The sequence below is a fragment of the Novosphingobium sp. 9U genome (assembly GCF_902506425.1).
GTDB lineage: Bacteria > Pseudomonadota > Alphaproteobacteria > Sphingomonadales > Sphingomonadaceae > Novosphingobium.
Map to the genome: position 1 here is coordinate 2,457,036 of NZ_LR732469.1, position 25,857 is coordinate 2,482,892.

Genomic DNA, 25,857 nt, shown 5'->3' on the forward strand with positions numbered 1-25,857 from the left:
TGAACGGGGCCGCATGGACACGAAGCAGGAGGTGGCCGGCAGGCGCATGGGGCCGGTGGGGTCCGACAACTGGCACGCCATGCTTGATGGAGCCGAGACGATCCTGCGCGAAGAGGGGCATGCCGCGCTGACATCCCGGCGCATCGCCGAGCAGATCGGCGTCAAGCAACGGCTGGTCTACTACTACTTCCGCACGATGGACGACCTGATCGTCGAGACCTTCCGCCGCATGTCGGCGCGCGAGTTGGCCCGCCTGAGCGCGGCGCGCGAGTCAGCGCAGCCCTTGCGCGAAATCTGGGCCGTGTGCGTCCACACCGCCGATGCCAGGCTGGTGTCGCAGTTCATGGCGCTGGCGCATAGGATCGACGACCTAAGGCGCGAAGTCGTGCACTTCATCGACGCCTCGCGAAGCATTCAGGTCGAGGCGATTGCCGAGGCCATGGAGCGTTCGGGCACGAAGAGCCGCGTCTCGCCGGCAGGGCTGACGCTTCTGGCGACCAGCGTTGCCTTGGCGATAACGCGGGAGAGTGCGCTCGGGATCACCACCGGACATCACGATGTCCGCACGGTGATATTCGCGCTTATGGATGATCTTGAGCCAGGCTAGCCCCCGGTCGAGAGGAGGGCTAGCCTCGGCTTACCAGCGTGCGCCTGCTCCACCGATCTCGTAGGGCCGGTGGTAGGACAAGTCCTCCCGATCGCGCGTGCCCTTGAGGAAGCCCTTGACCGGCGGCGTATGCAGCCAGGAGGCATCTCCCTGGATCGCAGCCTCGACCGTCGAGCGGCGCCACAGGATACGCCACTCGCCGTCGCGTCGCTCGAGCTGATCCATGTAGCGGCCCGCTGCCATCGTGCAGGTCAGTCCGTCGTGCGACAGCAGGGTGCCAATCACGTACGTCTCGCAGTAAGCCGTATCGCCGTCGATCTCGCACGTGTGGTTGGCGAGGTTGTGCTGGTTCATCGCGAACGCGTGCGCATGCCCGCGATTGGCGATTTCCGGGTATTCGGTCGCCGCGAAGGGCACCGGGCCATGCTCGTCCGCACCTTCGGGCCAGTAGCAGCTTGCCGTCAGGTCCGCATCGTGGCGGTCGCGCCCGCGCGATTCGCGGACGATCACGTCCAGGATGTCCTGCCGGTCCTGCAGCCGTTGAACCTGCGCCGCGATGCGGGCGATCTCGCTCTCGTTGTTCATTGGAGCACTCCTCTCGCGCGCCGGAGTGCCCCAGTTCTTCGCGGCTGGGAAGTCAGTCCAGGATCACATAGACCCGGTCGCCGAGGAACATCATGTCCGCGTCGAGCGCGGGAGGCGTCTTCTGCGAGCCGAACGCGAAGAACTTGCGCTCGGTCCGCCCGTCCGGCTGCGTCATCGTGATGGTGTAGTTCTTGATCTGGTAGCGGCCGGCGCTGGCATTGCTGCCGTGAACGCTGACGCCGACGCCACTCGTCGCACCGGTGTTCATGCCGCCGCCACTGCCCTTGCGACCGAAGCTGCCGTCCGGGGAAAAGGTCAGATCGGTTCGCCCGCCGACGATCACGTCGCCGCCCAGTGCCGTGTTGCCGCCACCGGAGACGCGTGAGTAGGTGGCCGCCAGCTTGCCGCCACTCGCCTCCGCCGGGAACGCCTTGAAGAACTGGCCGTCCTGGAGTGCCACCGGATCCGATCTGCCATCCTTGTCGTCATCGTCGACCAGCGTGTAGCGGGCGCCGGTCTTCTGCCACTTGCCGAAGTGGCCCGGCTTGGCGGCGTGCTCCGCGGCAAGGTCGACATCCTCGAGCGCCGCTTCGTCGATCGCGTAGTACGTGCCGTCACGGAACAGCACGAGTGGCTCGAACTCCTGCACCATCATCCCGCCAACGCCGAAGGTGAACGCGGAGCGGAAGTAGACGCCTTCGACGTTCTTCCAGTTCTCGGGATGGAGGGGTGCCACCCCGGCCGGCACAGGCGCAGTGCGGGCGCTCGGCCGATTGCCGGCGCTCGCCGGCGTCTTGGGTGTGAAGCCTTGCGGGGTGAGCGTGACCGCGCGCAGATCGGTCTTGAGCATCTGCTGCGCCTCGCCCGCGATCGCGTCGCTCATCTGCTTGCGCTGTGCGGCCGGCTGCTTGGCGACGGCCTGCATGCGGGCATCGACCAGCAGGCCCTGGATGATCATGGTGTCGGCGATATCCTGCTTCTGCGCGTCGGTCATCTTGGCCAGGGCAGGGTTCTTGGCGAGCACACCGGCGATCTGCCGCCGCGCGCCCTGAACCAGAGCGCGGTCGGGCTCACGGCCAACTAAGCCGTTGGCGGCCTCCCAGGCATTGACCCAGTAGACGGTGGTCATGTCCGCCACGTCGTCGGGATCGAGCCCGACCGTGCGCAACTGCGGCGCGATCTGGGCGATTATGTCCTGGCTAAAGGCTTTCTGCAGCGCGTCCGCCATCGCCGGGTTCTGCGCCCGGGTCGCTGCGATCAGCTCCTGCTCCTTGGCGGCCAGCAATGCCGGATCGCGGGTGAAGTGGGTGGGGGAGGGAGCCTGCGCCAGAGTCGCGCCGGGCCAGGCGAGCGCGCCGGCTATTGGCAACACGTGCAGCGCCAGCGCGCAAACGGGATCACGGAAGTTCATCGGCGGGCCTCCTCTCCCCGAACGGAGATCAGGAGATTATGGCACCTGGCTTGCGAGCGAACCGATCTGCGGTAAGTCGTGCGTGCCTGCGGGATGAGCAGCACGAATGGCGAGCCCACACGGCGCATTAGCTGACACGAAGCGTGCAGTTGCGGCGCTGCGAAAAGTTCGATCGACTGGGATCCGACGGTGAGATCGAGAGCATAGGCAATGCGACGCCGTTCCTTACGTGCTATCCCTTAGTGAAGCTAACCTATTAGACCTTAGTCTAAAAATCGAAGTTTGCTGGGGCACTCTGAAGCATCGTTAACTGTCTCGGCGCCAACTGCACCTCGCGAGCAGGGGTGCGAGTAACGTGATAGGGGCGATCTGCAAAGGCAGTGGGAAGACTTGGGCCAGCGCTATCGCTGCGGTCCTGGCCCTCCTGCCTGCCGCACGCGCCGTCGCCGCAATCGCGGCGGGCGAGCCTGTCGTCAACACCGCACGCGCCACCTACGAAATGGACGGCGCGAGCGGTTCGGTCTCCTCGAACACAGTATCGACGACGGTGCCCGAGGTTCTGGATCTGACGCTGCTCAACACAGCGCTGGAACCGCTTCCGATCGAAGGCCAGGACCCGGCTACGTTCGGCATCCCTTTCGTCCTGACGAATACCGGCAATGGCAACGAAGCCTTCCATGTGGAGGCAGCGGCGCCACGCCAAGAAGTTGCCCCGACGGTCGCAATAGATGTCGACGGAAACGGGGCGTACGACCCCGCCGTCGACATCACCCTTTCCGCGGATCAAGCCACTCCGATCCTGGCACCCGGTGCGCAGCTCAAGCTGCTGCTGCGCTTCGCCAAGCTGCCGACAAGTGCGGGCAGCGCCACCATCACCGCCCGCGCGGTGACCGGCAGCGGCGTGCCCGGGACGCTTTTTGCCGGTGCTGGGGACAGCGGCAGCGACGCCCTGGTGGGCCGCACGCATGCCGAAGCGACGCTGCCGATCGCCTACCAGCTGGGCTCTGCAGGACCTGCCGCGCAGCTCATCAAGTCGCAGATGGTACGAGCGCCCGATGGCGGCGCCACTCCCGTGCCGGGAGCCGTGATCACCTACCGTCTGGCGCTCACCGCCGGCGGTGATGCGCCATTGTCCGACGCCGAGATCGTCGACCCCATTCCGGCCGGCACGGCTTTCGTGCCCGGCTCCATCCAGATCGAGGACGTCGCCGCCAGCGATGTCGCCGATGCCGACGCCGCCTTCTTCGACGGCCAGGCCATTCACATCGCCCTTGGCGAGATCAGCCAACCCACGACCCGCGTCGTGACCTTCCAGGTGACCATCCTATGATCAAGTCCATCCACTTCGCGATCGGGAGCAGTGCGCTGGCTGCTCTTGCAAGCATCGCCGTGATCGCCCCGGTGCAGGCTAAGACCAGCGGCGTGACGCTGAACAACAGCGTGCTGGTGCAGCAGAAGAGCGCCGCAGCCGACGGCACCACGCGCGTGGCGCTGGTGCCCGCCAAGCGCGTCGTCCCCGGCGACCGCGTGGTCTTCCGCATCGCCTACAAGAACAATCTGGGCCAGCCCGTCAGCGGCATGGTCGTCAGCAACCCGGTTCCGCCCAACTTGTCCTACCGCGGACCAGCTGAGGGTTCTCCCGCTCCCGAGGTGTCGATCGACGGCACTCACTTCGCACCGCTCTCGGCGCTCAGCACCGCAGGACAGCCAGCCCGGCCCGATCAGGTCCGCGCGGTTCGGTGGAACGCCAAGGGAGCGGTGCCGGCCGGAGGAGCAGGTCAGTACTCCTACGAGGCATCGGTCAAGTAACGGCATCAACAACAACGCAGCATAACCACCACAATCGCACTGGATTTATTCAAAATGCGCAACACGATGATCAAATCCGCGCTGCTATGTGGCAGCGTGACACTCTTTGCTTGGGCCAGCAGCGCGCAAGCTGCAGGCACTGAGGCTGGCACCAGCATCCCCAACCAGGCCAGCGTCAGCTACTCGGTAGGCGGTACGACGACGAGCGTGGACTCGAACGTCGCCACCTTCGTCGTCGACAAGAAGGTTAACCTGACGGTCACCGGCGGCGTGATCACGCAGACCGCGATCGGCACCAGCGATCAGGTGACCGCGTTCCAGGTGACCAACCTCACCAACGCCACGCAGGACTTCCATCTTTCGCCCGACCAGCAGAACCTCTCGATCCCGATCCTGGGTGCGGACAACTTCGACGTGTCGAACCTGCGCGTCTTCGTCGACGTCAACGGCAACGGTACGTATGAAGCGGGCATCGACACGGCGACCTACATCGACGAGCTCCATCCGGAAACCTCGGTGACCGTGTTCCTGGTCGGTAACATTCCCAACGTGCCGGGTGAGGACATCGCGATCGTCTCGCTCTCGGCGCAGGCTGCGGCCGGCGGTTCGGTCGGTACGGAAGGTGCGACGCTGGTGGCAACCTCGCTGCTGCAGGCGGACTCGCCTTCGACCATGGACATCGTGTTCGCCGATGCGAGCGGCACCTTCGACCTGGCGCGCGACGGTATCGGCCGTGCGTTCAACGCCTACAAGATTGGCACGGCGGCCGTGTCCATGACGAAGACGGCGCGCGTTCTCTCCGATCCGGTGAACCTGCTCGTCAATCCGCGCGCCATTCCGGGCGCGGTGCTGGAGTACTGCCTCACCGTCAGCAATGCCGGTCCGGGCATCGCGACTGGGGTCAACCTGACTGACCAATTGCCCGCAGGCACCACCTACGTGCCTAACTCGCTCAGCGTGGGCGGCGTCGGTTCGGGCGGCCAGTGCGTGCTGAACGGCACCACCGAGGACGACGATACCACGGGTGCGGATGAGACCGACCTCTATGGCGGTTCTTTCGACGGCACCGTGGTACGTGGCACCATCCCGACACTTCTGGTGGGAACCTCGCTCACCGCGGCGTTCCGCGTCACCGTCAACTGACCTCTCGACAGCGCTGAATACCAAACTCCGGCGGGCAGGGCGCTCGCTGGAGCAAGGAGAAGTCGTGCTCCATCTCCGCCGCATTCTGTGCCTTGCCGCAGCCCTCATGGGTTTGACGAGCGGGATCGTCGCGCCCGCGGCAGCACAGACGCGCGTCGAGAACACGGCGCGTTTTCAGTACAGGATCGCAGGCAGCGGCGCCCTGCAGACTATCGCATCCAACACGACGATCCTGGACGTGCAGGCGGCCGCCACGCGACAGAAACGTCCGACCAAGCTCAGCTTCCGGCGCATTGGCAACTACACCTTCAAGCCGGACGATCCGGCCGATTGCCGGGCCGGCCCGCCTGTGCAGTTCACTCCGAGCGACGTGAGCGAGGATGAACTGAACGACCAAGCCGAACTGGCATCGCTCGACATCAGCGATCCTTTCATGATCGTCCTCGACAACGAAGGCGGCAACCACGATCCAAACGTGCGCGAGACCGCATGGATCACAGCGAGCGCCGTCGAGACGATCCAGATCGTGCTCACTGAAACAGGTCCGGACACCGGCGTCTTTGCCGGGGCTCTGCCTTCAGGCGAGGCGGCCAATCGCGCCGAGGCCATCAACAACCCCTGCAATATCCACGTCGACCAGGCGAGCAGGTTCACCCTGAAGTTCACCGAAGACGATTTCAGCTACGGCTCTGAAGACTCGATGATGATCGATCCGCTCGGCTTTGTCTTTGATTCCACCACCGGCACAGTCGTCGAAGGCGCCACGGTCAGCGTCGTCGACGACGCGACCGGTGCCCCGGCGCCGGTGCTGGGCGACGATGGCGTCAGCGCCTATCCGTCGAGCCTGGTCGTGGGGGCGCGGATCAAGGATGCGAGCGGGTTCGAGTACCAGCTCAAGCGCGGTCAGTTCCGCTTCCCACTGATGAACCCGGGCACGTATCGCCTCATTGTCACTCCTCCCGTCGGGTATCGCGGTCCGTCGACGGCGAGCCCGGCGCAGTTGGCGGGGTACAGCGGGCCGAATGGGCGGTACCACATCAGAGATGCCTCGTTCAGCCGCAGGTTCGTGCTGAACTCGCCCGAGCCGCTCAGCGTCGATATCCCCGTCGATCCCGATGTCAGCGGCGAACTCCTGCTGGAGAAGACGGCCTCGGCTCGAACCGCTTCGCCCGGTGACATGGTCGAGTACCGCCTCCGCCTGACCAATCGCGATACGAAGCGTACGCTTGCCCCTTCGACAATCGGCGACAGCCTGCCGGCCGGGCTGCGCTATCGGCGGGGCAGCACGCGCGGAGCCGACGAGCCGCAGGTGTCTGGCGACGGCAAGACGCTGACCTTCAAGGCGCGCGCGCTAACCGGCGCTGCCGCTCTCGACATCCGCTACGTCGTCGAAGTCGCCCCAGGTGCGTCGCAGGGCGAGGCGATCAACCGCGCGCAGGCGACTTCGGGGCGCGCGACCAGCAACGAGGCGATCGCATCGGTCCGCATCAAGCCACTGCTGTTCAGCGACGCCATGACGCTGATCGGCCGCGTGACGGAGGGCGACTGCGCCGATCCACTGCAAGGCCGCAAAGGCGTGCCCGGCGTGCGCATCATGCTGGAGGACGGCACCCTGACCGTCACCGACCGCGATGGCCTCTACCACTTCGAAGGCGTGAAGGCCGGCACCCACGTCGTCCAGCTCGATCGGCAGAGCATCGCAGCGACGCATCAGCCCGTGGCCTGCGACCGCGACACGCGCCAGGCGGGCAGCGCGATCTCCCGCTTCGTCGAGGCGAGCGGCGGCAGTTTGCCGCGCGTGGACTTCCAGCTGCGTCGCACCGGGAAGGCCGCTGCAGAGACCTCCGCAAGGCCGATCGCCGTCGCCACCGACGCCGATGCTGCGGGCAGCAACCGCGAGTGGCTGAAGGACGCGAGGCCCGGCATCGACTGGCTCTTCCCGGCCATGGACCACAATCCGCGCGCACCGGCGCTGCGTGTGGTCGTCAAGCACAAGCCCGGCCAGCGCGTTGCGTTGCGGGTGAATGGGCAGGCGGTCGATCCGATCAACTTCGATGGCATCACCAGCGACGAGGCGCGCGGTGCCGCGGTGTCGGTCTGGACCGGCGTGCCCCTCAGCCAGCGCGACAACCTGCTCGAAGCGCGCGTGCTCGAAGCCGACGGCGCTCTTGCCACCACGCTGACCCGGTCCGTCCATTTCGCAACCGAGCCGGTGCGCGCCGAGTATGTCGCCGAGCACTCGCGCCTGGTCGCCGATGGTTTGTCCCGCCCCCTGATTGCCGTGCGCGTGACCGATCGCGACGGCAAGCCAGTGCGTGCAGGCACTGCGATTGGGTTTCGGGTCGATCAGCCTTACGTCACCGCGATCGAGAGCGACGTGCAGGCGCGGCGTCAGCTCGCCGGGCTGGAAGGCGCGCCGGCCGTCGCCCGCGTCGTCGGCGACGATGGTCTGGCATTCCTCGCGCTCGAGCCAACGATGCAGGCCGGCGCCGTGAAGCTGACGGCGCTGCTGGACGAGAGCGGCAAGACCAAGGAGGTCCCGATCACCTCTTGGCTGACGGCTGCGGCGCAGGGCTGGACCGTGGTTGGCTTCGGCAAGGGCACTCTGGGGTACAACACGCTGCGCACGCACTCGTCGGCGCTGAGCGGCAAGGGCAGGCACGATGTCGTTACCGATGGCGAGCTGAAGTTCTATGCCAAGGGGCGGATCAAGGGCAGCTGGCTGCTGACCCTCGCCTACGATAGCGACCGCAAGTACGATCCCGATCGCGGTCTGCTCGGCACCATCGATCCCGATCGCTACTACACTGTCTATGGTGACGGCTCGCGCCAGATCTTCGACGCGGCGACCACCCGCAAGCTTTACCTGCGGCTGGAGCGCAAGGAGTTCCGCGCTCTGTTCGGCGACTTCGAGACCGGCATGACCGAGACGAACCTGACACGGTACAACCGCACCTTGAACGGCGTGCGCGCCGAGTATCACGGCAACCGCGTCACCTTCACCGGCTTCGCCGCAGAGAACAGCCAGCTGTACGGCCGTGACGAGATCCAGGGCAACGGACTGTCCGGCCCGTATCGCCTCAGCGGCGAGGGCATCGTGCCCAACAGCGACAAGGTTCGCCTCGAAACCCGCGACCGCTATCGCTCCGAGAAGATCGTGGCGACGCAGGAGCTGACCCGGCACATCGACTACGACATCGATCCGGACGCCGGGACCTTGCGCTTCCGCGAGCCCGTGCTGAGCCGCAACGCGGACCTGAACCCAATTTTCATCGTCGCCGAGTACGAGACCGCGCAAGGCCGCTCCAAGACCAAGGTCATGGGCGCTCGCGCCGCGGCTCGCTTCGCGCACAACCGCGTGGAAGTGGGCGCCAGCGTCCTGCGTGACGAGAGCACGCCGGCTGCGACCGTCGCCGGCACCGACCTCAAGGCCAAGCTGGGCCAAGGCACCGAGCTGCACGCCGAGGCCGCTACGGGTGGCCGCCGCGGCTTCACGCAGGATCGCGCCTTCGAGGCCGAGGTGCTGCACCAGAGCCGCACCGTCGATGCCAGCGCCTATGTGCGCCAGCAGGACAGCGGCTTCGGCCTCGGCCAGCAGAACGGCGTGGAGGCAGGCACTCGCAAGATCGGCATGGATGGCAAGGTGCGCCTGACCGATCGGCTGTCCTTCGCCGGCTCCGCCTGGCACCAGGTCAACCTCGACGACGAAGGCCGCCGCATTGCCGCCGATGCGCGGGTCGAATATCGTGCACTGACCGGCACGCTCTATGCCGGTGCACAGCTCGCTTCCGACACGGGCCTCAGCGGGCGCAAGCGCGACTCTCGCCTGCTGACCCTCGGCGGCAGCCAGCGCCCGTTCGGCCAGGCGTTGGAGATCTTCGGCGAGACGCAGCTGGCGGTCGGCGGCAAGGACGAGAGCATCGACTTCCCGGTCCGTCACAAGCTCGGCCTCGCCTACCAGGTCAAGCAAGGCTTCCGCCTGATCGCCGAGCATGAGATCGCCGCAAGCGACGTGAAGGCGCACCAGACCCGCGTCGGCGTCGACGTCGCACCCTGGGCCGGCGGCAAGCTGCTGGGCACCGTGGCGCAGGAGGCCATCGGCGAGAACGGCGCGCGCACGTTCGCGCAGTACGGTCTCGACCAGTCGATCCCGCTCGGCAAGCGCTGGACGGTGGATGCCACATTGGACGCCACAACCACCGTCAGCGGCACCGTCGCGCCCGACGACGTGATCGACCCGCTGCACCCGCGTGCGACCGGTGGCACGCTCGACCGCGATAGCGGCAACGGCGACCACCAGGCCTTCACGCTGGGTGCGACCTACCGCCAGGACACCTGGACCTGGAACGGCCGTGCCGAGTATCGCCACGGCTCGCGCTCGAACCGCTGGGGCGTGACCAGCAGCGCCTTGCGCACACTGGGCGAGGGCAAGACCCTTGCCGCCGGCCTGCGCGCCTACGAAGTCAAGGAGCGCGACGGCGGCGTCGCAGCCTTCATCTCGGCCGACATCGCCCTGGCTTTGCGACCGCTCGACAGCCGCTGGTCGGTGCTGGAGCGGCTGGAACTGCGCCGCGAGCGTGCCGATGCCGATGTCCAGTTCAGCAACCTGCTGGGCAGCGCCAACGTGATCGGCGACGGGCAGATCTCGACGCGGATCGTCAACAACCTGGCGATCAACTACCGCACCGGTGTCGAGGGTGACGGCCATGGCTGGGAGGCGAGCCTCTATCATGGCGCCAAGTACGTCATCGGCCGCTTCGGCGACGATCGCTACACCGGCTTCATCGACGTGATCGGGTTCGACTTGCGCAAGGATTTGGGACCGCAGTTTGACTTCGGCCTGCAGGCGAGCCGGCAGCATAGCTGGTCGAGCCACGCCACCAGCTACAGCGTGGGGCCCTCGCTCGGCTTCTCGCCCGGCAACGGCATCTGGATGAGCGCGGGCTACAACATACGGGGTTTCCACGATCGCGATTTCGCCGGGGCGCGCTACACCCGGCAGGGACCTTTCGTGACAATGCGGATGAAGTTCGACCAGCTTTCGCTCAGCGCGGCGGCGCGGCAGGTGATGGGAGCAGCGAGATGAGCCGGTCATTCCGCGCACGCCTGTCGCGTCTCGTGGCGCTCTTCGTGGCCATCCTGCTTGCCCTGGGAGCAGGTGCGGCGCAGGCGTGCACGACGACGCCGTCAATTTCGACGGACTTCGGCACGTTCTCGGCACAATCGGTCAAGCAGGGCGCGATCCCATCGCAGTTCAGCCGCGCCGGACTCAACTGCCCGACGAGCGCCGTGGTCTTACTCGGCATCAACTACATAAGGGCCAAGTTCCAGAGCAAGAACGGCATGAAGCTGATGAACGGCACCAATGCGATTGCCTACACAGCATCGGCCGACCCGGCCGGCACCACGCAGTTCACGCAGAACGGCACCATCGACTACATGCAGAACAATCTCTTGAACGTGCTCGGCCTGCTCGGCGGCAGCAACGCGGACATGCCGATCTACGTCAAGCCGGCGGGTGGCACGCTGCCTGCGCAGGGCGTCTACACGGACAGGATCACGATCACCTGGAATTGGTACTTGTGCCCCGGGGTGAATGCCCTGATCGTCTGCGTGGGAACTCCGGACCAAGGCGCGAACGTGACGTCGGTCATAGACGTGACCTTGACGGTAGGAGCGAAGTCGGTGCTGCTAACCACCTCCACCGGCACCACTTGGGACCCGGTGAACGGGACGAGCAACCCCAAGGCTCTGCCCGGAGGCAAGCGGCGCATGATCGTCAGCGTGACCAACCCCGATCTCGTGCCCGTCGACAACAACACGCTGGGGCTGAACCTGGCGGTGCCTGCGGGCACCAGCATGGCGCTGGATGGTGACGGCACCGGCTCTGGCGCCTTCCTGATCTTCACTGACGGCACACCGGCTTCGTCTCTGGCGCTGACCTACACGGCTCCGGGCAGCACCACCGATGACGTGGATTTTTCGTCCGATCGCGGGGTGAGCTGGACTTATGTGCCAGTGGTCGGCGACACCGTCTCGCAGGCAGCGATCACCAACGTCCGCGTGCGACCGCGAGGAGCGATGGCGGCGGGCTCTCGCTTCAGCTTGTCGGTCTCCCTGAAGACGAAGTGAGCGCCGCTGACGAGCCCGAGAATGTCGCTTCGATTTACTTCTTGGAACCTGCGGACTGCTGAGCAGTTTCTCCTACACCAAGTCTAGGGAGAATATCTGTGACACTCATCATCGCAATCATCGTCGGCGGCATCATCGGCTGGCTCGCCAGCATCATCATGCGCCGTGACGCTCAACAGGGCATTTTTCTGAACATCGTCGTCGGGATTGTCGGTGCAGTGCTCGCCGGTTTCCTGCTTAACCCGCTGATCGGCGGCGGCAACATCATGGCTGGCGACTTCAGCCTCAGCTCGCTGCTGGTTTCGCTGCTCGGCGCCGTGATCCTGCTCGCGATCGTCAACCTGTTTACCCGCCGTTCGGTGCGGTAACTCCAGAGGCTTCGCGTGGGGGAGGGTTCTCCCGCCTCCCGCGCAAAGCCGCTGTACCTGATGGGCGTGTCACCTCACGGTGGCACGCCTTCTTGCTTGTATGGCCTTAGGCGCATCAGCCGAAGGCCGTCGCGAGCCGGAAATGCAAAGGGCCGCCTCTTGCAAGGCGGCCCTTCCATTGTCCTGCTTGACGCAGCAGCTCAGTCGAGCCGTGCCCCCGGGACGGAGGCCGAACTCACATGATCCGCTGCGTGCGGCATTTGACAATGAGACATCAGACCACCTCCTTTCAGTTGTTGAACGATGACCGGAATGTGGGGGTGTGCCAGCCGGTTTCAAGGTCCAAGCTATTGGTTTTCGTCACGATTTGTTGGCGTGCCGAGTGGGTCGCCGCGCTCTGACCGCCACCTGCAGCAACTCTGCCAATTGCGCGCAATCGATGGCACAATCGTGTTGATCCACTTTAAGCGCCGCACCTTCGTGCGGAACGCGGTGGTTGTCCGCGCATTCTCGCAACCGCAAGGCACCCAAGTGCCACACGAAATACAAGGAAACGACCGATGGCAACCCCGACCAGCAACACGCTGGAACCCGTGAACTTCCTCAATCCTGCCATCCTGCTTTCGGGAACGGTCGACTACCAGATGTACGGCAACTTCCGCCAGCAGCTCGCCAACGCGCCGACTTCCGGATTGATCGTGGTGGAGCTTACGACACTGGGCGGAGATCCCGAGGTTGCGCGCATCATGGGCGAAGACGTACGCTTCCACAGCGAGGTCACGCCCGAGCGCCGCTTCGTGTTCCTGGGCAAGGCGGCAGTCTACTCCGCCGGCACCACCTTCATGAGCTTCTTCACGCGTGAGAACCGCTACCTGACGCGGGGCACCCGGGTGATGATCCACGAGCGCAAGATGAACTCCCAAGTGCACGTCGAAGGGCCGCTGACCACCTGCATCGCCAGTCTGCAAGCGACGCTCAACGAGATCAACGAGTCCATCGCGATCCAGAACGAGGGGTTCGAAAACCTCATCCGGGGTTCGCAAGTCGCCATGGATGAAGTGCTGCAGAAGGCTCCTTCCAACTGGTACGTGGAAGCTCGCGAGGCTCTGGAACGTGGCCTGATCGCGGGCATCATCTAAGCCGTAGGGGCGACCTGCGTCTCGCTGATATGGATTAATTCCCCAAGGTAATCAGCCGATTAAGCTTTGGTGATCAGGAACCATCGGGCGGCAGCTAAGTTGTACCGGCAAAGACCTGAAGGAGCTGGAGAGTATGCACGCCGTCACAGACGCCGATCGGGACGCTGCCGAGGAACTGCGCGTGCTTCTGGCGGACGTTTCGGGCTTTTGGCACACGCACGGCGATACCGGGCCGATCTGCATGGCTCTGGCTCGCCATCGCGAACTTGCAGAGCGGCGCCTGCTGGAGAAGATGGGGCAGGCGGCCCCGAGCGCATCGGTCGTCTCGATCGTAGCGCCGAGCCGGGATCGGAGGACGAGACGTCATGCTCGTTCGAGCGCATCCGAGAGGGTTGCCACTCCGTCTCTTGCGGCCGGCTGACGAGCCGCCAACCTCATTTCAGCGTCAGCGGCAAACCTGCCGCAACAAGAACGGCTTCATGCGCGGCTGCGGCGAGCCGTTGGTTGAGCCATCCGGCCTCATCGCGATAGCGGCGCGCCAACTCGTTCATCGGCACGATACCGCCCCCGACTTCGTTCGAGACGATCGCTAACGGTACCAAACACCGGTCCATCGCCGTCACAAAGCCCTCCGTGGAAGCGGCGACATCGCGTTCGGCCAGCATCAGGTTCGACAGCCACAACGTCATGCAGTCGATCAGGATGGCGTCGGCCTCGCGGCTCGCCCGATCGAGAGCATCGGACAGCTCGAGCGGAGCCTCGTAGGTGCTCCAGCGCGATCCCCGATCGGCGCGGTGGCGTGCGATACGGTCGGTCATTTCGGCGTCGTGCGCCTCGGCCGTCGCGATGAAGGCGAGTCTGCCGGGCTGCGCCTCGACGCGCTGTTGCGCATAGCGGCTCTTGCCCGAGCGCGCTCCGCCGACGACGAACAGCGTCCGCATCAATCCGCCTTGCCCGCAAGTGCGATCAGCGCGTCGATGTCGAGGCAGGCTTCCAGGTCGCGTGCCAGTTCATCGAGCGCTGTGTCGACGATATGGTGATGGTCCGCTGCGTCGCTCGCGGCGCCGATCCGTTCCAGCAGCGCTCGCCTCAGCGCGCCAGACGCGAGCAGGCCATGACAGTACGTGCCCATGACGTTCCCGTCGGGAGAGATCGAGCCGTCCGGTCGGTCTTCTTCCAAGAAGGCAAAGGCTTGCGCGCCGGCAGGCACCGCAGTCGAGCCCATGTGCATCTCGTACCCCTCGAATGGGTGATCCAGAGCAGTTCCGCTCACCCGGCGTAGGGTCTTGCGTTCGCCCAGCACGGTCTCTCCCTCCAGCAGGCCGAGGCCCGCGGTGCCGCTTGGCGCACCTTCGATGCCGAGCGGATCGCTGATCGTGCGCCCCAGCATCTGGTACCCGGCGCAAATGCCCAGGATCATGCCGCCGCGTCGATGGTGCGACGCGATGTCGATGTCCCATCCTTGCGAGCGCAGGAAGCGCATGTCCGCGATTGTCGCCTTGGAGCCTGGCAGGACGATCAGCGCGGCATCGGCGGGGATGGGCCGGCCTGGCGGCACCATGACCAGATCGACGTCGGGCTCTGCCTTGAGCGGATCCAGGTCATCGAAGTTGGCAATGCGCGGCAGCATGGGGCAGGCCACCAGGACCCGGCCTTCGCTGCGCTGAGCATTTCGCTCCAGCACGACGGCGTCCTCGCTCGGCAGGCGAGCCACGCAAGGAAGCCAGGGCACGAGGCCGAAGCCACGCCACCCGGTGCGCTGCTCGATCGCGGAATACCCGTCGGCGAAGAGGGCGGGGTCGCCGCGGAACTTGTTGACGATGAAGCCTTGGATCATCGCTGCGTCTTCGGGCTCAATGACGGCGCGCGTGCCGACGAGCGAGGCGATGACGCCGCCGCGGTCGATGTCGCCGACCAGCACGACCGGCACCCGGGCAGCGCGGGCAAAGCCCATGTTGGCGATGTCCCCCTCTCGCAAGTTGATCTCGGCCGGGGAGCCCGCGCCTTCGACGACGACGATGTCGCATCGTGCCCGCAGTCGCTCCCAGCTTTGCAGCACATCGGGCAAAAGGCTGCGGCGCCCCTCACGAAAGTTGGAGGAGCCCAGCGTGCCGCGCACCTGGCCGTGGACGATCAGTTGCGAGGTGCGGTCCGCCTGGGGCTTGAGCAGCACCGGGTTCATGTCGGTATGCGGCTCGGCCCTGGCGGCGAGCGCCTGCAGTGCCTGCGCGCGGCCGATCTCGCCGCCATCGACGGTGACCGCCGCATTGTTCGACATGTTCTGCGGCTTGAACGGCAGCACCCGCAGGCCCCAATTGGCCAGCGCGCGGCACAGTCCTGCGACCAGCACCGATTTGCCGACGTCCGACCCTGTTCCCTGCAGCATCACAGCAGCCACTCGACACCTCCCGTCGCGATCCAGGCTAGCCCGCATGCGCGGACGAACACGCGGCGCGCTTGTTGCATTGTCGCCAGATTTGCCTCGCCGCCATCGCCGATCCACGGCTTGGCAACCAGCATGCCGTCGTAGCGGATCGGACCCGCCAGACGCGCGTTCAGTACTCCTGCCATGGCAGCTTCCGGCCAGCCGGCATTGGGTGAGGCATGCTTCGCGTGGTCGCGCCAGAGCACGCGCCAGCCACCGCCACCAGCCATGCAGATCAGCGCGGCGGAGAGCCGAGCGGGCACGAGGTTGGCAAGGTCGTCCAAGCGTGCACTTGCCCAACCGAACGCGCGCAGTGGCTCTTCCGGATGGCCGACGAGGCTGTCGGCGGTGTTGATGGCCTTGTAGGCCCAGACGCCCGGGAGGCCGAGTACCACAAGCCAGAATAAGGGTGCGATCACACCATCACAGAAACTCTCCGCCAGGCTCTCGATCGCGGCGCGGGCTATGGCCGGCTCATCGAGCCGAGCCGTATCGCGGCCCACGATCATGCCGACCGCGCGCCGCGCCGCCGGCAGGTCACCGCTTCCCAGCGCGACTTCGATGGGTCGGTAATGCTCGAGGAGGCTGCGCTGCGCCAGCGCCGGCCAGGCTGCGAGCGCGACGGGCAGCCAACCCCATGGGCCGGCGAAATAGCGGAGCGCGCTCTCCAGCAGAGCCGCAGTTCCCGCACTGACCGCGACGAGGATTGCCAGCGTCGCCACACCCAGCAGCTTGCGAAGTGCCTGGCTGGTGCGGGGTTTATTCCAGCGCGTCTCGCACCATCCGATCATCCGCGCAAAGGTGCCGACGGGGTGACCGGCTCGTCGGTAGAGCCAGTTCGGCCATCCGATCGTGGCGTCGACCGCCAGGGCAACAAAGGCGACGGGCTCAACCACGCGCGAGCGCCATGCCGAGCCTGGCGAGGGCTTGAGGGTTCGGCGGAAGACCAAAACGCAGAAGGTGAGGGTGGTTGGCGAATGGACGGGTCAAGATGTGCCGACCTGCCAAATCGGTGAATAGCCCATGCGCGTCGGGCGCCTCGACAAGCCGGAACAGCGGACAGGCGCCGCTTGGCTGGAGCCCATGCTCCAGCAGCAATGCGTCGAGATCGCGTGCGGCGGCGGGCAGCGCAGCGCGGGTTCGCGCGATCCAGCGCACGTCGTTGTAGGCAGCGATGCCGAAGCTCAGGGCAGCGGCGCAGACCGGCCATTCGCCGAACAGCTGGCGCAACCGTGCAAGGAGGACCGTGGGAGCAAGGACGAAGCCGAGGCGCACGCCGGCAAGGCCGAAGAACTTGCCGAAAGAGCGGGTGACGATCAGGCGGCGGTTGTCCGCTACCAGATCGGCGACGCTCCATTCGCGTGCGCAGTCGACGAAAGCCTCGTCGACGACCAGCCAGCCGCCGCCTGCCTCCTGCCGTGCAAGCGCCTCCAACATCGCCTCGCGCGAAGTAAGCGCTCCATCGGGGTTGTTGGGGTTGCCGATGACGAGCACGCTTGCACCGCCACGCTCCGGCGTCGCCGCGAAGGCTTCGATGTGCGTGCCGTAGCACAGCGGTAGATGCTCGCCTGGCAAGCGCAGCACCTGTCCGAGCGCCCGCAGTCCCGCCTCGCTGCCTGGGACTGCAAGGCACAGGTGCAGGGGCACGCCGAAGTACTGCGCCGCAGCTCGCTCCAGTTCGGCGAGAGCGGCCGGGTCGGGCAGGGCGCGCCAGTCCACTTCCGGGGGCGACGGAGGTGCCCAGGCCTCTGGGTTGATGCCGACCGAGAGGTCGAGCCAGTCGCAAGCCTCGCCACCGAAGCGCACCCTCGCGTCCGCCAGGCGCCCGCCGTGATGGGTGTGCATGCCGCTCACGCCGCGAGCACCAGCGCACCGAGCAGCATGGTTTCGATCACCTCGATGCCGGCGCCGTGTCCGTCGCCCGAAATCCCGCCGATGCGTAGCCGCAGCCACCAGCCCCACAGCGCAAAGGCTGGTAAGGCGAAGAGCAGCGCCGGTGCCAAGGCGACGCTCGCGGCGCCGAAGGTCAGGAGCCAGGCCGCGGTGGCAGTCCAGGTCGCTCCCGCATCAAACGTGCTGCCCAGGCCTTGATGCAGCGGCGGCAGAACCAGTGTCCAAAGCAGCGGACCGATCCGGGCAATTGCGGGGACGAACACGATCGGGAGCAGCGATCCGCACAGCGCCGCATGCAACAGGACGAGTTTGGCAATCAGCTGCAAGGCGATCGCCGTCACGCCGAAGCTGCCGATGTGCGGGTCAGCCAGTACTGCGGAAATCCGGCGCGGGTCACCATGGCCGGCGCCCGCGGCATCGGCAACATCGCCCAAGCCGTCGAGATGCAGCGCTCCGGTGATCCCCACCCATGCCAGCAGGGCGAGGAGTGCCCCTACCCAGGTGTCACGCTGAAGGCCGAGCCAGGCCGCGCCGGCTACGAACGTACCGACGAAGAGGCCGACCAGGGGAAACCAGCGGATCGCTGCAGCAAGGTGGCGCGGTTCGGCTGCGACTTGTGGCAAGGGCACTCGCGTCATGAATTGGAAGGCGAGGATGAGCGACCTCACACATCCTCTCCGCGCAGACCGACGACTTGCCCCGCGCCCTCGGGCCAGATGCGCACGCTCAGCAGTGCACGGTAAGGCAGGTCGATCGCCCAAACGGCTCGATGATCCAGACCGGTCAGCGCTGAGAGAGCCGCGCGCATCACGCCAGCGTGGGTGACGACGAGGGTTTGGTTGCGCAGCATGGTCAAGGCGGCGGAGACGCGTGCCCGCAGCTCCGACCAGCGTTCCCCCCCGGGCGGAGCTTGCCCCTCCGGATCGTTCCAGAATGACCTGAGAGCCTCGGGATCGACGCTTGCCGGCGCCTGACCGTCCCAAGTACCGAAGTTCAGCTCACGCCATCGTGCATCGAGGCTGAGCGGCAGGTTCAGGTGCCGCGCAAGGCTGGCCGCTTGCGCCGAGGCGCGAACGAGGTCCGAGGTGGCGATGCCGCTCAGTGGCAGGGTGCGCGCGAGTTGGAGCATGCGCGGGCAGTCGTCCGTCACCGCCGGCTCGTCGGTATGGCCGAGCAGCAACCCGGTTTGGGTCGGCGGACCGTGACGCAGGAGATGGACGACGCGCCCGCTCACCACCTTGTCAGTCACTGGGCTCTCGCCACGGCGGCTTCGGCGAAGGTCGCCATGCGGTCGTGCGTCGCCATTGCTGCACGCACCAGCGGCACGGCCAACGCGGCTCCGCTTCCTTCCCCCAACCGCATATCGAGGCGCAGCAGCGGCTCGAGGCCGAGGCAATCGAGCAGCAACTGGTGCGCTGCCTCGGCGGAGCAATGCGCCGCAAGGCAGTGACGCGTGAACTGCGGATGCTGCGCAGCAATCGGTGCGATGGCGGCGCAGGCGATGAAGCCGTCGAGCAGCACCGGAACGCGCTGCAGCCGCGCGGCAAGCATGGCGCCGGCCATCGCCGCGATCTCGCGACCGCCCAGCCGGCGCAAGGTCTCGAATGGGTCGCAGCAGTGCGGCAGGTGGAGCGCCAGCGCTTGTTCTACGGCGTCGATCTTGCGCACCAGCCCGGCGCCGTCCACGCCAGTGCCGGTGCCGCACCATTGCGCTCCGGTGCCGCCGAAGGCCGCCGCGCAGAGTGCCGCCGCGGGTGTCGTGTTGCCAATGCCCATCTCGCCGACCAAGAGCAGCTGCGTGTCCGGGGCGACCACGGCCGCGCCCGCGTTGAGGGCGTCGAGGCACTCGGCCTCGCTCATCGCCGGATCCCTGGAGATATCGCCGGTCGGGCAGTCGAGATCGAGGGGAACGACCGTCAGCTCCGCACTTGCGCACTGCGCGAGCACGTTGATCGCGGCGCCGCCGGTCTCGAAGTTGGCGACCATCTGCGCCGTGACTTCGGCAGGAAAGGCGCTCACGCCGCGCGCCGCCACGCCGTGGTTTCCGGCGAAGATGGCTGCGCGTACGCACCCGAGTTGCGGACGTGGGTTGTCCTGCCAACCTGCCATGAACACTGCGATCTCTTCCAGCCGGCCGAGCGAACCGGCGGGCTTGGTGAGTTCCGCCTGCCGTGCCCGTGCGGCGCGGATCGCATGCTCCGAGGCGCCGGGCAGATGGGTCACGGCGTCGAGGAACGCAGAGCGGTGCGCGAAGGAGATCATGTGCACAGATACCCTTCAGGAGGCGTGCGCACGATGAAGTGGCCCTTTACGCCGGCGGGCCAGTCGGCATAGCGGACCACGCCTTCTTCGCTGGCAGCATGGCGCAGCGCATAGGTGAGGATCGCGTGGGCTGCCTCGCGATCGGGCGTGAAATCGCCCAGCACGTAGCCGACTTTGCCCGGCGCGCGGATGTGGACCGAGCAGTGGCGCTTGCAGGAGAACAGGCAGGGCATTTCCTGCACCGCTACGCTCGCCAGCTCGGGCTCCTCAAGCTGCACGGCGCGCATCGCCTCGGCGAGCAGCGCGCCGCCGCGCTGCCCGCTCTCGTCGTCGCGCGCTTCGGCGGAGAAGCGGCAGGTGGAGCAGACCACCACCGCTGCTCCCTGTTTGACCGGCTCCAGCATCTAGAATCGGCTCCTCAGGCCGAAGTAGACGGTGCGGCCTAGCGAGCCGTAGCCGCTGGTCGTCTGGTAATCCTTGTCGGCGAGGTTCTCGACGCGTGCCTGGAAGGTCAGCGCCTCGGCCACGCGCCATTGCGCGCGCAAGTCGATCAGCCAATAGTCGTCCAGTACCTCGGTGGTGCTGGCGCTGTTGAAGCTCTTGCCGGAGTAACGCGCCGCGATGCTGGCGCGCAGGCCTGCCGGCAGTTCGAACCCGCCTTCCACGTTGGCCAGGTGACGCGGCACGCGAGCGAGCTGGCGGCCGTAGAAGGCGGCATTGTCGCTACGGTCCTCGGCCTTAATCCAGCTATAGTTGCCTTCGACGAACAGCACGTTCCAGTGCGCCGAGCCGGTCAGTTCCAATCCGCGGGCGCGCGCCTGCTTGACGTTGGCATAGTACCCGAAGCGCGTGGTCGTGGTGCCCGGTATGAAGCACTGCGCCGGCAACGGGCCGCGCGTCGGACAGTTGGCGAAGTCGATCAGGTTGTCGGTGTCGCGCTGGAACCACGCAGCGGACGCATGGAAGATCTCGCCGAAGCGGTGCTCCGCGCCGACTTCCCAGCCCTTCGCCTTCTCCGGCTGCAGCCCGGCCTTGCCGTAGATGCTGAAGAGCTGATAGAGGGACGGCGCCTTGTAGCCCTCGTCGTAGCTGGCGCGCAGGATTGTCGCGCCCTGATCCGGAGTGTAGGCGGCGCCGGCGCTGAACACGGTGTTGCCGCCGAACCGTGACTGGTCGTCGTAGCGGGCGCCGGCGTTGAGCGTCAGGCCGGTGAGGGGCGTGAGGCGCACCTGGCCGTAGACACTGTTGGTGTTCGCCTTCGTCGGCACCAGATCATAGGGCGTCAGCGTGTTCGACGGCGAAGCGGTGGTCATCCGCTGCTCCTCCCGCTCGGCGCCGAACACCAGGTCGAGCATGTCTGCAGCGTGGTAGGTGCCCTGGTACTCGAAACGCCGAATGCGGCCGTGAGCGTCGAAGTTGATCTGGCGAATGCGGCGCGCGGGATCGAAGTTCTGGCGGTAGGTCTCGGTCTGCAGCGCCGCGATGCGGTTCACCAGCTTGCCGTCGAGCAGGGCAAAGTTCAGCCCCGCATAGCCCGACCACTCCTCGGTAGTGCCATAGGCGCGTGAGTCTCCGCTGGTGCCGTCGAACTCGTTCTTCGCATCCGCCCAGTAGCCGCGCAGGTCGAGCGACACGCCTGGCGCAAGCTTGACCGTGGCCGTGCCGCTGGCCGCCTGGCGGGTGTAGCCGTCGTCCTCAGTGCCATTGGCGCGAGCCGAGATGCCGTCGGTAGTGAAGGTGGAGCCAGCGATGCGCCAGTCGATCGTTTCGCTGGTGCCGCCGATGCCGGCGCGAGCAGAGACGGTCTGGTGCGTGCCGGCCTCGGCCGCCATGCTGCCTTCGAGAGGCTTCTCGGGCTTGCGGGTCGAGACGTTGACCACGCCGCCGATCGCGTCGCTACTCCAAAGGATCGATTGCGGCCCGCGCAGGATCTCAATCCGCTCGATGTCGTCGAGCATCAGGTTCGAGCAAGCGTAGCCCCCAGCGGTGGAGGAGGGGTCGGCCAGGCGCATGCCGTCGATCACCATGACGGTCTGGCCCGCGTCGGCGCCGCGAATGCGCAGCGAAGTCGCAGTACCGTAGCCGCCATTGCGCGAAAGGCTGATGCCGGGGGTGCGTAGCAGGATGTCGCTGACGGCGATGGGCTGCGCATGCACGATTGCCTGCTCGTCCAGCACGGTGACGCTGGCGGAGTTGCGATCCTGCGTGACGGGCGCACGAAAGGCGGTGACGACGATGCTTTCGTCGGGCGCTTCGTCGGCGTGGGCAGGGGTGGCGAAGAGGGCGGAGAGGACCGAGACAGCGGCCAGGGAAGTAGAACGGATCAAGGGAATCCCCTTCTTGCAAACGGCGTCGTGCCCGCCGGTCGGCCGTTGCAAGAGGGGCATGCGCGCAGAACCCCTGCGCCAAGCAGGGCACGACATGACTCCCCCTTGCGCGGGATCACCCGGCAAGGCGGTTGCTGTCGTTGCGCGAGGGATGACCCTTGCGGTGAAGCAAGGGACCTCGAACACCCGGTGCACCCTGCCCGGATGAAGAACGACTGCGTCAGGCAGGTCTCCTGGCTTGCGGGTCAGCGCCGTTCCGGCCGCCTTCTCAGGACTGATGGTCCCAATGGCGTAATGGCCGGACGGCTCGCCGCTTACAGTTGCAGGGGCAGCCCGGGGCTTTCACCCGAGTTCCCTTTTGATCCCCTCGCGGGGAACCTGTCGCGGCGCGGCCCCTACTGTGGCGATGCGAGAAGCGCAAGGGGTGGAACTGTACGTCCATGAACTAAGATCCGCTGGTGTCGAGCGGGGGAGGGGCGGTTGGCCGCTTGCGATGCGCCAAGACTTGGCTTATCCCCGCGAATGTATCGGGTGCTCGAGAGAGCTTAATCGGGAAGTCCGGGCCGGCGTCGAAAGGCGCCCAAGCCGGCACTGCTCCCGCAACTGTAACTGGTGAGCGCATCGCCACAATGCCATTGGGGGCTCTTCCCCGAGAAGGCGGCGACTAGCGCGTTTGATCCGGAAAGTCAGGAAACCGGCCCGATGCCGTCGTTCCTCTGCGCGGGCGGGATGCACCGGGCGGACGAGGGGCTCGCATCTATGCGGGCAGGACCCTTGGCGGACGACATTCGTGTGTCGCGTCGAAGGGGAGCCATGAAGTCATGATCAAGCGCTGACCAGCCTCGCGGCGAAGCTGTGCTTTGTCCGTGCTCCCTTCTCACGCGAACGGCGCGGCCCTCGGGCTCTCGCCGCCATCCAACGTCCAAGCTTTGGAAGAACAGCCCTCATGAACCGATCTCTCGCACTTGCCTCACCACGCTTCGAGCTCGCAACTTTTGCCGCACTCGCGGCCGTCATGCTGATCACGCGCACCCATTCCTTGAGCCACGTGGTGCACCTGCCCGACACCAGCCTCGCCAGCTTCTTCGTGCTGGGCTACCTCGTACGTCGGCCGACGGCGTTCGGCGCCCTGTTCCTGCTCGGCTTTGCGATCGACGTTTGGAAGATCTACGTCATGGGCGGCTCCGGCTTCTGCTTCACGCCCGCCTACTGGATGCTCCTGCCGGCCTACGGCGTGATGTGGTTCGCCGGTCGCTTCGTCGCGGACAAGTTCGGCGAGCGTCTGTCTGCGCTGCTGCCCGCTGCGGTGCTGCTGCTGCTAGCCACGTTTGTCTCGAACCTGTTCTCCAGCGGCGGTTTCTACTTCCTGGGCGGCCGCTTCGCCGACCCGAGCGTGGCTGAGTTCCTGCCTCGCTTGCAGAAGTACTTCCCCGGGACGCTGCTCGCGACGCTGCTGTGGTCTGGCGTCGGTGCCGCGGCCTATGTTGCGCTGCTGACCGCGCGTCCCGAACTGCGCCGAGCGCGCGCCAAGTGAACGACAGCCTCACCAACGAAGAACGCCGCCACAAGGAGCGCACCGCCAAGCACAAGAAGGTGGTCGACGCCCGCATCGCCGCGGCCAAAGTCGACAAGGGCCTTGTGCTGGTCCTTACAGGTAACGGCAAGGGCAAGTCGTCGAGTGCGTTCGGCATGGTCGCGCGCTCGCTCGGCTACGGGCGCACCGCGGCGGTGTTCCAGTTCATAAAGGGCAAGCAGGACGTCGGCGAGCGCGCGTTCCTTTCGCGTCAGCCCGGCGTCACCTGGGAGAACTGCGGTGAGGGCTTTACCTGGGAGACACAGGACCTGCGCCGCGACATCGCCACGGCCCAGGCCGGGTGGGAGAAGGCCAAGCTGGCGCTGGCCGACCCCGCGGTGTCGCTGGTGGTGCTGGACGAACTGACCTACCTCATCAACTACCGCTACCTCTCGCTCGACGAAGTGCTGCCGCCGATCAGGAACCGACCGGCCATGCAGCACGTCGTCATCACCGGCCGCGCGGCGCACGAGGAGCTGATCGCACTTGCCGACACCGTCAGCGCGATCCGTGACGAAAAGCATGCCTTCCGGGATGGCGTAAAGGCGCAGGTCGGGATCGACATGTGACCCTCGCGCCCGTGCAATGCCCTGCCTTCATGATCTCTGCACCGGCATCGGGGCAGGGCAAGACGACGGTCACGGCTGCGCTGGCCCGGCTTCACCGCGACGCTGGGCGCCGGGTGCGCGTGTTCAAGTGCGGGCCGGACTTCCTCGACCCGATGATCCTGGAACAGGCGAGCGGGGCGCCCGTCTACCAGCTGGACTTGTTCATGGTGGGCGAGGCGGAGTGCCGCCGGCTGCTGCACGAAGCGGCTGTGGAAGCCGACCTGATCCTGGTCGAGGGCGTGATGGGCCTGTTTGACGGTGAGCCGTCCGCCGCCGATCTCGCCATCCGCTTCGGCTTGCCGGTGCTCGCCATCATCGATGCGTCGGCCATGGCGCAGACGTTCGGAGCGCTGGTGCAGGGCCTGGCGACTTACCGCCCCGAACTGAACGTAGCGGCGGTGCTCGCCAACCGCGTCGGCAGCGCTGGACACGCGGCCATGCTGGAGGGCAGCCTGGCACCCGGCGTGCAATGGCTCGGGGCCTTAACGCGTGAGCCCGACGTCGCGCTACCCGAGCGTCACCTCGGCTTGGTTCAGGCGAGCGAGATCGGCGACATCGATGCACGGATTACCAAGGCCGCCGCGGCGCTTTCGCCCGATGCAAGCTGGACGCCGCCGCCGGTGCGCTTCGACCCGCCCGATCCGACCGAGCTCCTGCCACAACTTCTGCAAGGCACGCGCATCGCCATCGCGCGTGACGAGGCATTCGGCTTCATCTACCCGGCCAACCTCGCATGTCTGCGCAGCATGGGTGGCCAACCGCGGTTCTTCTCGCCCTTGCGCGACGTCGCTCTGCCGGATTGCGATGCGGTGTGGCTGCCCGGCGGCTATCCCGAGCTGCATCTCGCGGCGCTTTCCGCTAACCGCCAGATGATCGCCTCCATCCAAGCGCATCACCATGCCGGCAAGCCGATCCTGGCCGAGTGTGGAGGTCTGCTCTACATCCTCGACGAGCTTGATGATGGTCGCGGCCAACGTGCTGCGCTGGCAGGACTCCTGCCGGGCACGGCAACGATGCAGCCGCGCCTGGCCGCGCTCGGCCTGCAGCAAGCGACCCTGCCTTCAGGCACCTTGCGCGGGCACACCTTCCACTATTCAAAACTGGAAACCACGCTCGCCGGCACTTGGCAGGCAGAGCGGCCGGACGGTCGTCTTGGCGAGGCGATCTTCCGGCGTGGCGGGCTGACGGCCACGTACATGCACTTCTACTTTCCGTCGGCACCCCGAGCTGTGGCGCAGATCTTCGGCCGCTAGCAACACCTCGAACCCGTCGCTTGCCGCGAGAGGTGCATGCAGCATGACTTCACGCATGGGTATCCGCTCCCGCAGCAGCCGCCAGCATCGCAGCTGGCGGAACTCATCCCGCTGTCACGCATTTTTTCATCTTGCATTGCAGCATGAGGCTTGCCTAACCTGCTCTCCAAGATGGCGAGTTTGTCGCCGCGGGTCTCGTCACCTACCTAGTGCCCATCTCGCAGCTGTAGGGAAGCTTGCGCCTGATGTTCGCGCGCGGCTGGGGTTGGTCGAGGCCTGGCCGTACCATGTGTTAAAGGGATGCCCCGAAGGGCATACCTTG

Annotated in this window: 23 protein-coding genes and 2 riboswitches; of the genes, 12 read left to right on the forward strand and 11 right to left on the reverse strand. The window is 66.3% G+C overall.

The genetic code is table 11. The annotated features are described in order from the left end of the window. The first annotated feature begins 13 nt into the window (after window positions 1-13). Window positions 14-607, forward strand: a complete 594-nt coding sequence (locus GV044_RS11490) for a TetR/AcrR family transcriptional regulator (RefSeq protein WP_236554881.1) — start codon at window positions 14-16, stop codon at window positions 605-607. Between the two features lie 30 nt (window positions 608-637). Here GV044_RS11490 and GV044_RS11495 read toward each other — a convergent pair whose 3' ends face one another. Further along, complete coding sequence (locus tag GV044_RS11495) at window positions 638-1,192, reverse strand: nuclear transport factor 2 family protein (protein WP_159869643.1); 555 nt, start codon at window positions 1,190-1,192, stop codon at window positions 638-640. A gap of 52 nt (window positions 1,193-1,244) precedes the next feature. After that, window positions 1,245-2,603: a DUF6683 family protein gene (locus GV044_RS11500; protein ID WP_159869646.1), complete on the reverse strand. Its 1,359-nt coding sequence runs from the start codon at window positions 2,601-2,603 to the stop codon at window positions 1,245-1,247. 355 nt (window positions 2,604-2,958) lie between these two features. Here GV044_RS11500 and GV044_RS11505 point away from each other — a divergent pair, with 355 nt between their 5' ends. The 8 genes from GV044_RS11505 to GV044_RS11540 all read left to right on the forward strand — a co-directional run bounded on the left by GV044_RS11505 (window position 2,959) and on the right by GV044_RS11540 (window position 13,615). Further along, complete coding sequence (locus GV044_RS11505) at window positions 2,959-3,933, forward strand: DUF11 domain-containing protein (RefSeq protein ID WP_159869649.1); 975 nt, start codon at window positions 2,959-2,961, stop codon at window positions 3,931-3,933. Next, complete coding sequence (locus tag GV044_RS11510; protein WP_159869652.1) at window positions 3,930-4,412, forward strand: hypothetical protein; 483 nt, start codon at window positions 3,930-3,932, stop codon at window positions 4,410-4,412. The genes GV044_RS11505 and GV044_RS11510 overlap by 4 nt, the downstream gene beginning before the upstream one ends. A 66-nt stretch (window positions 4,413-4,478) precedes the next feature. After that, window positions 4,479-5,555: a DUF11 domain-containing protein gene (locus GV044_RS11515; protein WP_159869655.1), complete on the forward strand. Its 1,077-nt coding sequence runs from the start codon at window positions 4,479-4,481 to the stop codon at window positions 5,553-5,555. 64 nt (window positions 5,556-5,619) lie between these two features. After that, the gene (locus GV044_RS11520) at window positions 5,620-10,641 is read left to right on the forward strand and encodes a hypothetical protein (RefSeq protein ID WP_236554882.1); all 5,022 of its coding nucleotides are present in this window, start codon (window positions 5,620-5,622) and stop codon (window positions 10,639-10,641) included. Beyond that, on the forward strand, window positions 10,638-11,687 hold the full coding sequence (locus GV044_RS11525; protein ID WP_159869658.1) for a spore coat protein U domain-containing protein: 1,050 nt from the start codon (window positions 10,638-10,640) through the stop codon (window positions 11,685-11,687). The genes GV044_RS11520 and GV044_RS11525 overlap by 4 nt, the downstream gene beginning before the upstream one ends. A 98-nt stretch (window positions 11,688-11,785) precedes the next feature. Beyond that, entirely contained in the window at window positions 11,786-12,055 is a 270-nt protein-coding gene (locus GV044_RS11530) for a GlsB/YeaQ/YmgE family stress response membrane protein (protein ID WP_159869661.1), read from the forward strand. A 560-nt stretch (window positions 12,056-12,615) separates the two neighbouring features. Further along, window positions 12,616-13,194: a peptidase S14 gene (locus GV044_RS11535; protein ID WP_159869664.1), complete on the forward strand. Its 579-nt coding sequence runs from the start codon at window positions 12,616-12,618 to the stop codon at window positions 13,192-13,194. Between the two features lie 133 nt (window positions 13,195-13,327). Continuing rightward, on the forward strand, window positions 13,328-13,615 hold the full coding sequence (locus tag GV044_RS11540; protein WP_159869667.1) for a hypothetical protein: 288 nt from the start codon (window positions 13,328-13,330) through the stop codon (window positions 13,613-13,615). A gap of 13 nt (window positions 13,616-13,628) precedes the next feature. Here GV044_RS11540 and cobU read toward each other — a convergent pair whose 3' ends face one another. The 9 genes from cobU to GV044_RS11585 are packed head-to-tail and all read right to left on the reverse strand — an operon-like array spanning window position 13,629 to window position 22,101. Beyond that, the gene (cobU, locus tag GV044_RS11545; RefSeq protein ID WP_201299055.1) at window positions 13,629-14,135 is read right to left on the reverse strand and encodes a bifunctional adenosylcobinamide kinase/adenosylcobinamide-phosphate guanylyltransferase; all 507 of its coding nucleotides are present in this window, start codon (window positions 14,133-14,135) and stop codon (window positions 13,629-13,631) included. Then, entirely contained in the window at window positions 14,135-15,592 is a 1,458-nt protein-coding gene (locus GV044_RS11550) for a cobyric acid synthase (protein ID WP_159869670.1), read from the reverse strand. The genes cobU and GV044_RS11550 overlap by 1 nt, the downstream gene beginning before the upstream one ends. Then, a complete protein-coding gene (gene cbiB / locus GV044_RS11555) occupies window positions 15,580-16,515 on the reverse strand; it encodes an adenosylcobinamide-phosphate synthase CbiB (RefSeq protein ID WP_159869673.1) in 936 nt (311 codons plus the stop codon). Before cbiB ends, GV044_RS11550 begins: the two co-directional genes overlap by 13 nt. Then, window positions 16,508-17,464 carry an aminotransferase class I/II-fold pyridoxal phosphate-dependent enzyme gene (locus GV044_RS11560; protein ID WP_159871396.1) on the reverse strand — a complete coding sequence of 319 codons (957 nt, stop codon included), beginning with the start codon at window positions 17,462-17,464 and terminating at the stop codon, window positions 16,508-16,510. Before GV044_RS11560 ends, cbiB begins: the two co-directional genes overlap by 8 nt. Before the next feature lie 5 nt (window positions 17,465-17,469). Continuing rightward, window positions 17,470-18,180: an adenosylcobinamide-GDP ribazoletransferase gene (locus GV044_RS11565; protein WP_159869676.1), complete on the reverse strand. Its 711-nt coding sequence runs from the start codon at window positions 18,178-18,180 to the stop codon at window positions 17,470-17,472. Beyond that, window positions 18,177-18,761: a histidine phosphatase family protein gene (locus GV044_RS11570; protein ID WP_236554883.1), complete on the reverse strand. Its 585-nt coding sequence runs from the start codon at window positions 18,759-18,761 to the stop codon at window positions 18,177-18,179. The genes GV044_RS11565 and GV044_RS11570 overlap by 4 nt, the downstream gene beginning before the upstream one ends. Next, on the reverse strand, window positions 18,758-19,774 hold the full coding sequence (gene cobT, locus GV044_RS11575; RefSeq protein ID WP_159869679.1) for a nicotinate-nucleotide--dimethylbenzimidazole phosphoribosyltransferase: 1,017 nt from the start codon (window positions 19,772-19,774) through the stop codon (window positions 18,758-18,760). The genes GV044_RS11570 and cobT overlap by 4 nt, the downstream gene beginning before the upstream one ends. Next, window positions 19,771-20,178, reverse strand: coding sequence for a DUF1636 domain-containing protein (locus GV044_RS11580; protein ID WP_159869682.1), 408 nt, complete (start codon window positions 20,176-20,178; stop codon window positions 19,771-19,773). Before GV044_RS11580 ends, cobT begins: the two co-directional genes overlap by 4 nt. Further along, complete coding sequence (locus tag GV044_RS11585) at window positions 20,179-22,101, reverse strand: TonB-dependent receptor (RefSeq protein WP_236554884.1); 1,923 nt, start codon at window positions 22,099-22,101, stop codon at window positions 20,179-20,181. Window positions 22,102-22,306: 205 nt separating this feature from the next. Next, a riboswitch (cobalamin riboswitch) is annotated at window positions 22,307-22,498 on the reverse strand. Between the two features lie 115 nt (window positions 22,499-22,613). Next, window positions 22,614-22,819: riboswitch (cobalamin riboswitch) on the forward strand. A 228-nt stretch (window positions 22,820-23,047) separates the two neighbouring features. Here GV044_RS11585 and GV044_RS11590 point away from each other — a divergent pair. From GV044_RS11590 to GV044_RS11600, 3 genes are read left to right on the forward strand one after another with little or no spacing between them, the layout of a single operon-like run. Further along, a complete protein-coding gene (locus GV044_RS11590) occupies window positions 23,048-23,635 on the forward strand; it encodes a hypothetical protein (protein ID WP_159869688.1) in 588 nt (195 codons plus the stop codon). After that, on the forward strand, window positions 23,632-24,243 hold the full coding sequence (cobO, locus tag GV044_RS11595; protein WP_159869691.1) for a cob(I)yrinic acid a,c-diamide adenosyltransferase: 612 nt from the start codon (window positions 23,632-23,634) through the stop codon (window positions 24,241-24,243). The genes GV044_RS11590 and cobO overlap by 4 nt, the downstream gene beginning before the upstream one ends. A gap of 29 nt (window positions 24,244-24,272) precedes the next feature. Beyond that, a complete protein-coding gene (locus GV044_RS11600; RefSeq protein WP_159869694.1) occupies window positions 24,273-25,535 on the forward strand; it encodes a cobyrinate a,c-diamide synthase in 1,263 nt (420 codons plus the stop codon). The last annotated feature ends 322 nt before the right edge of the window (window positions 25,536-25,857 follow it).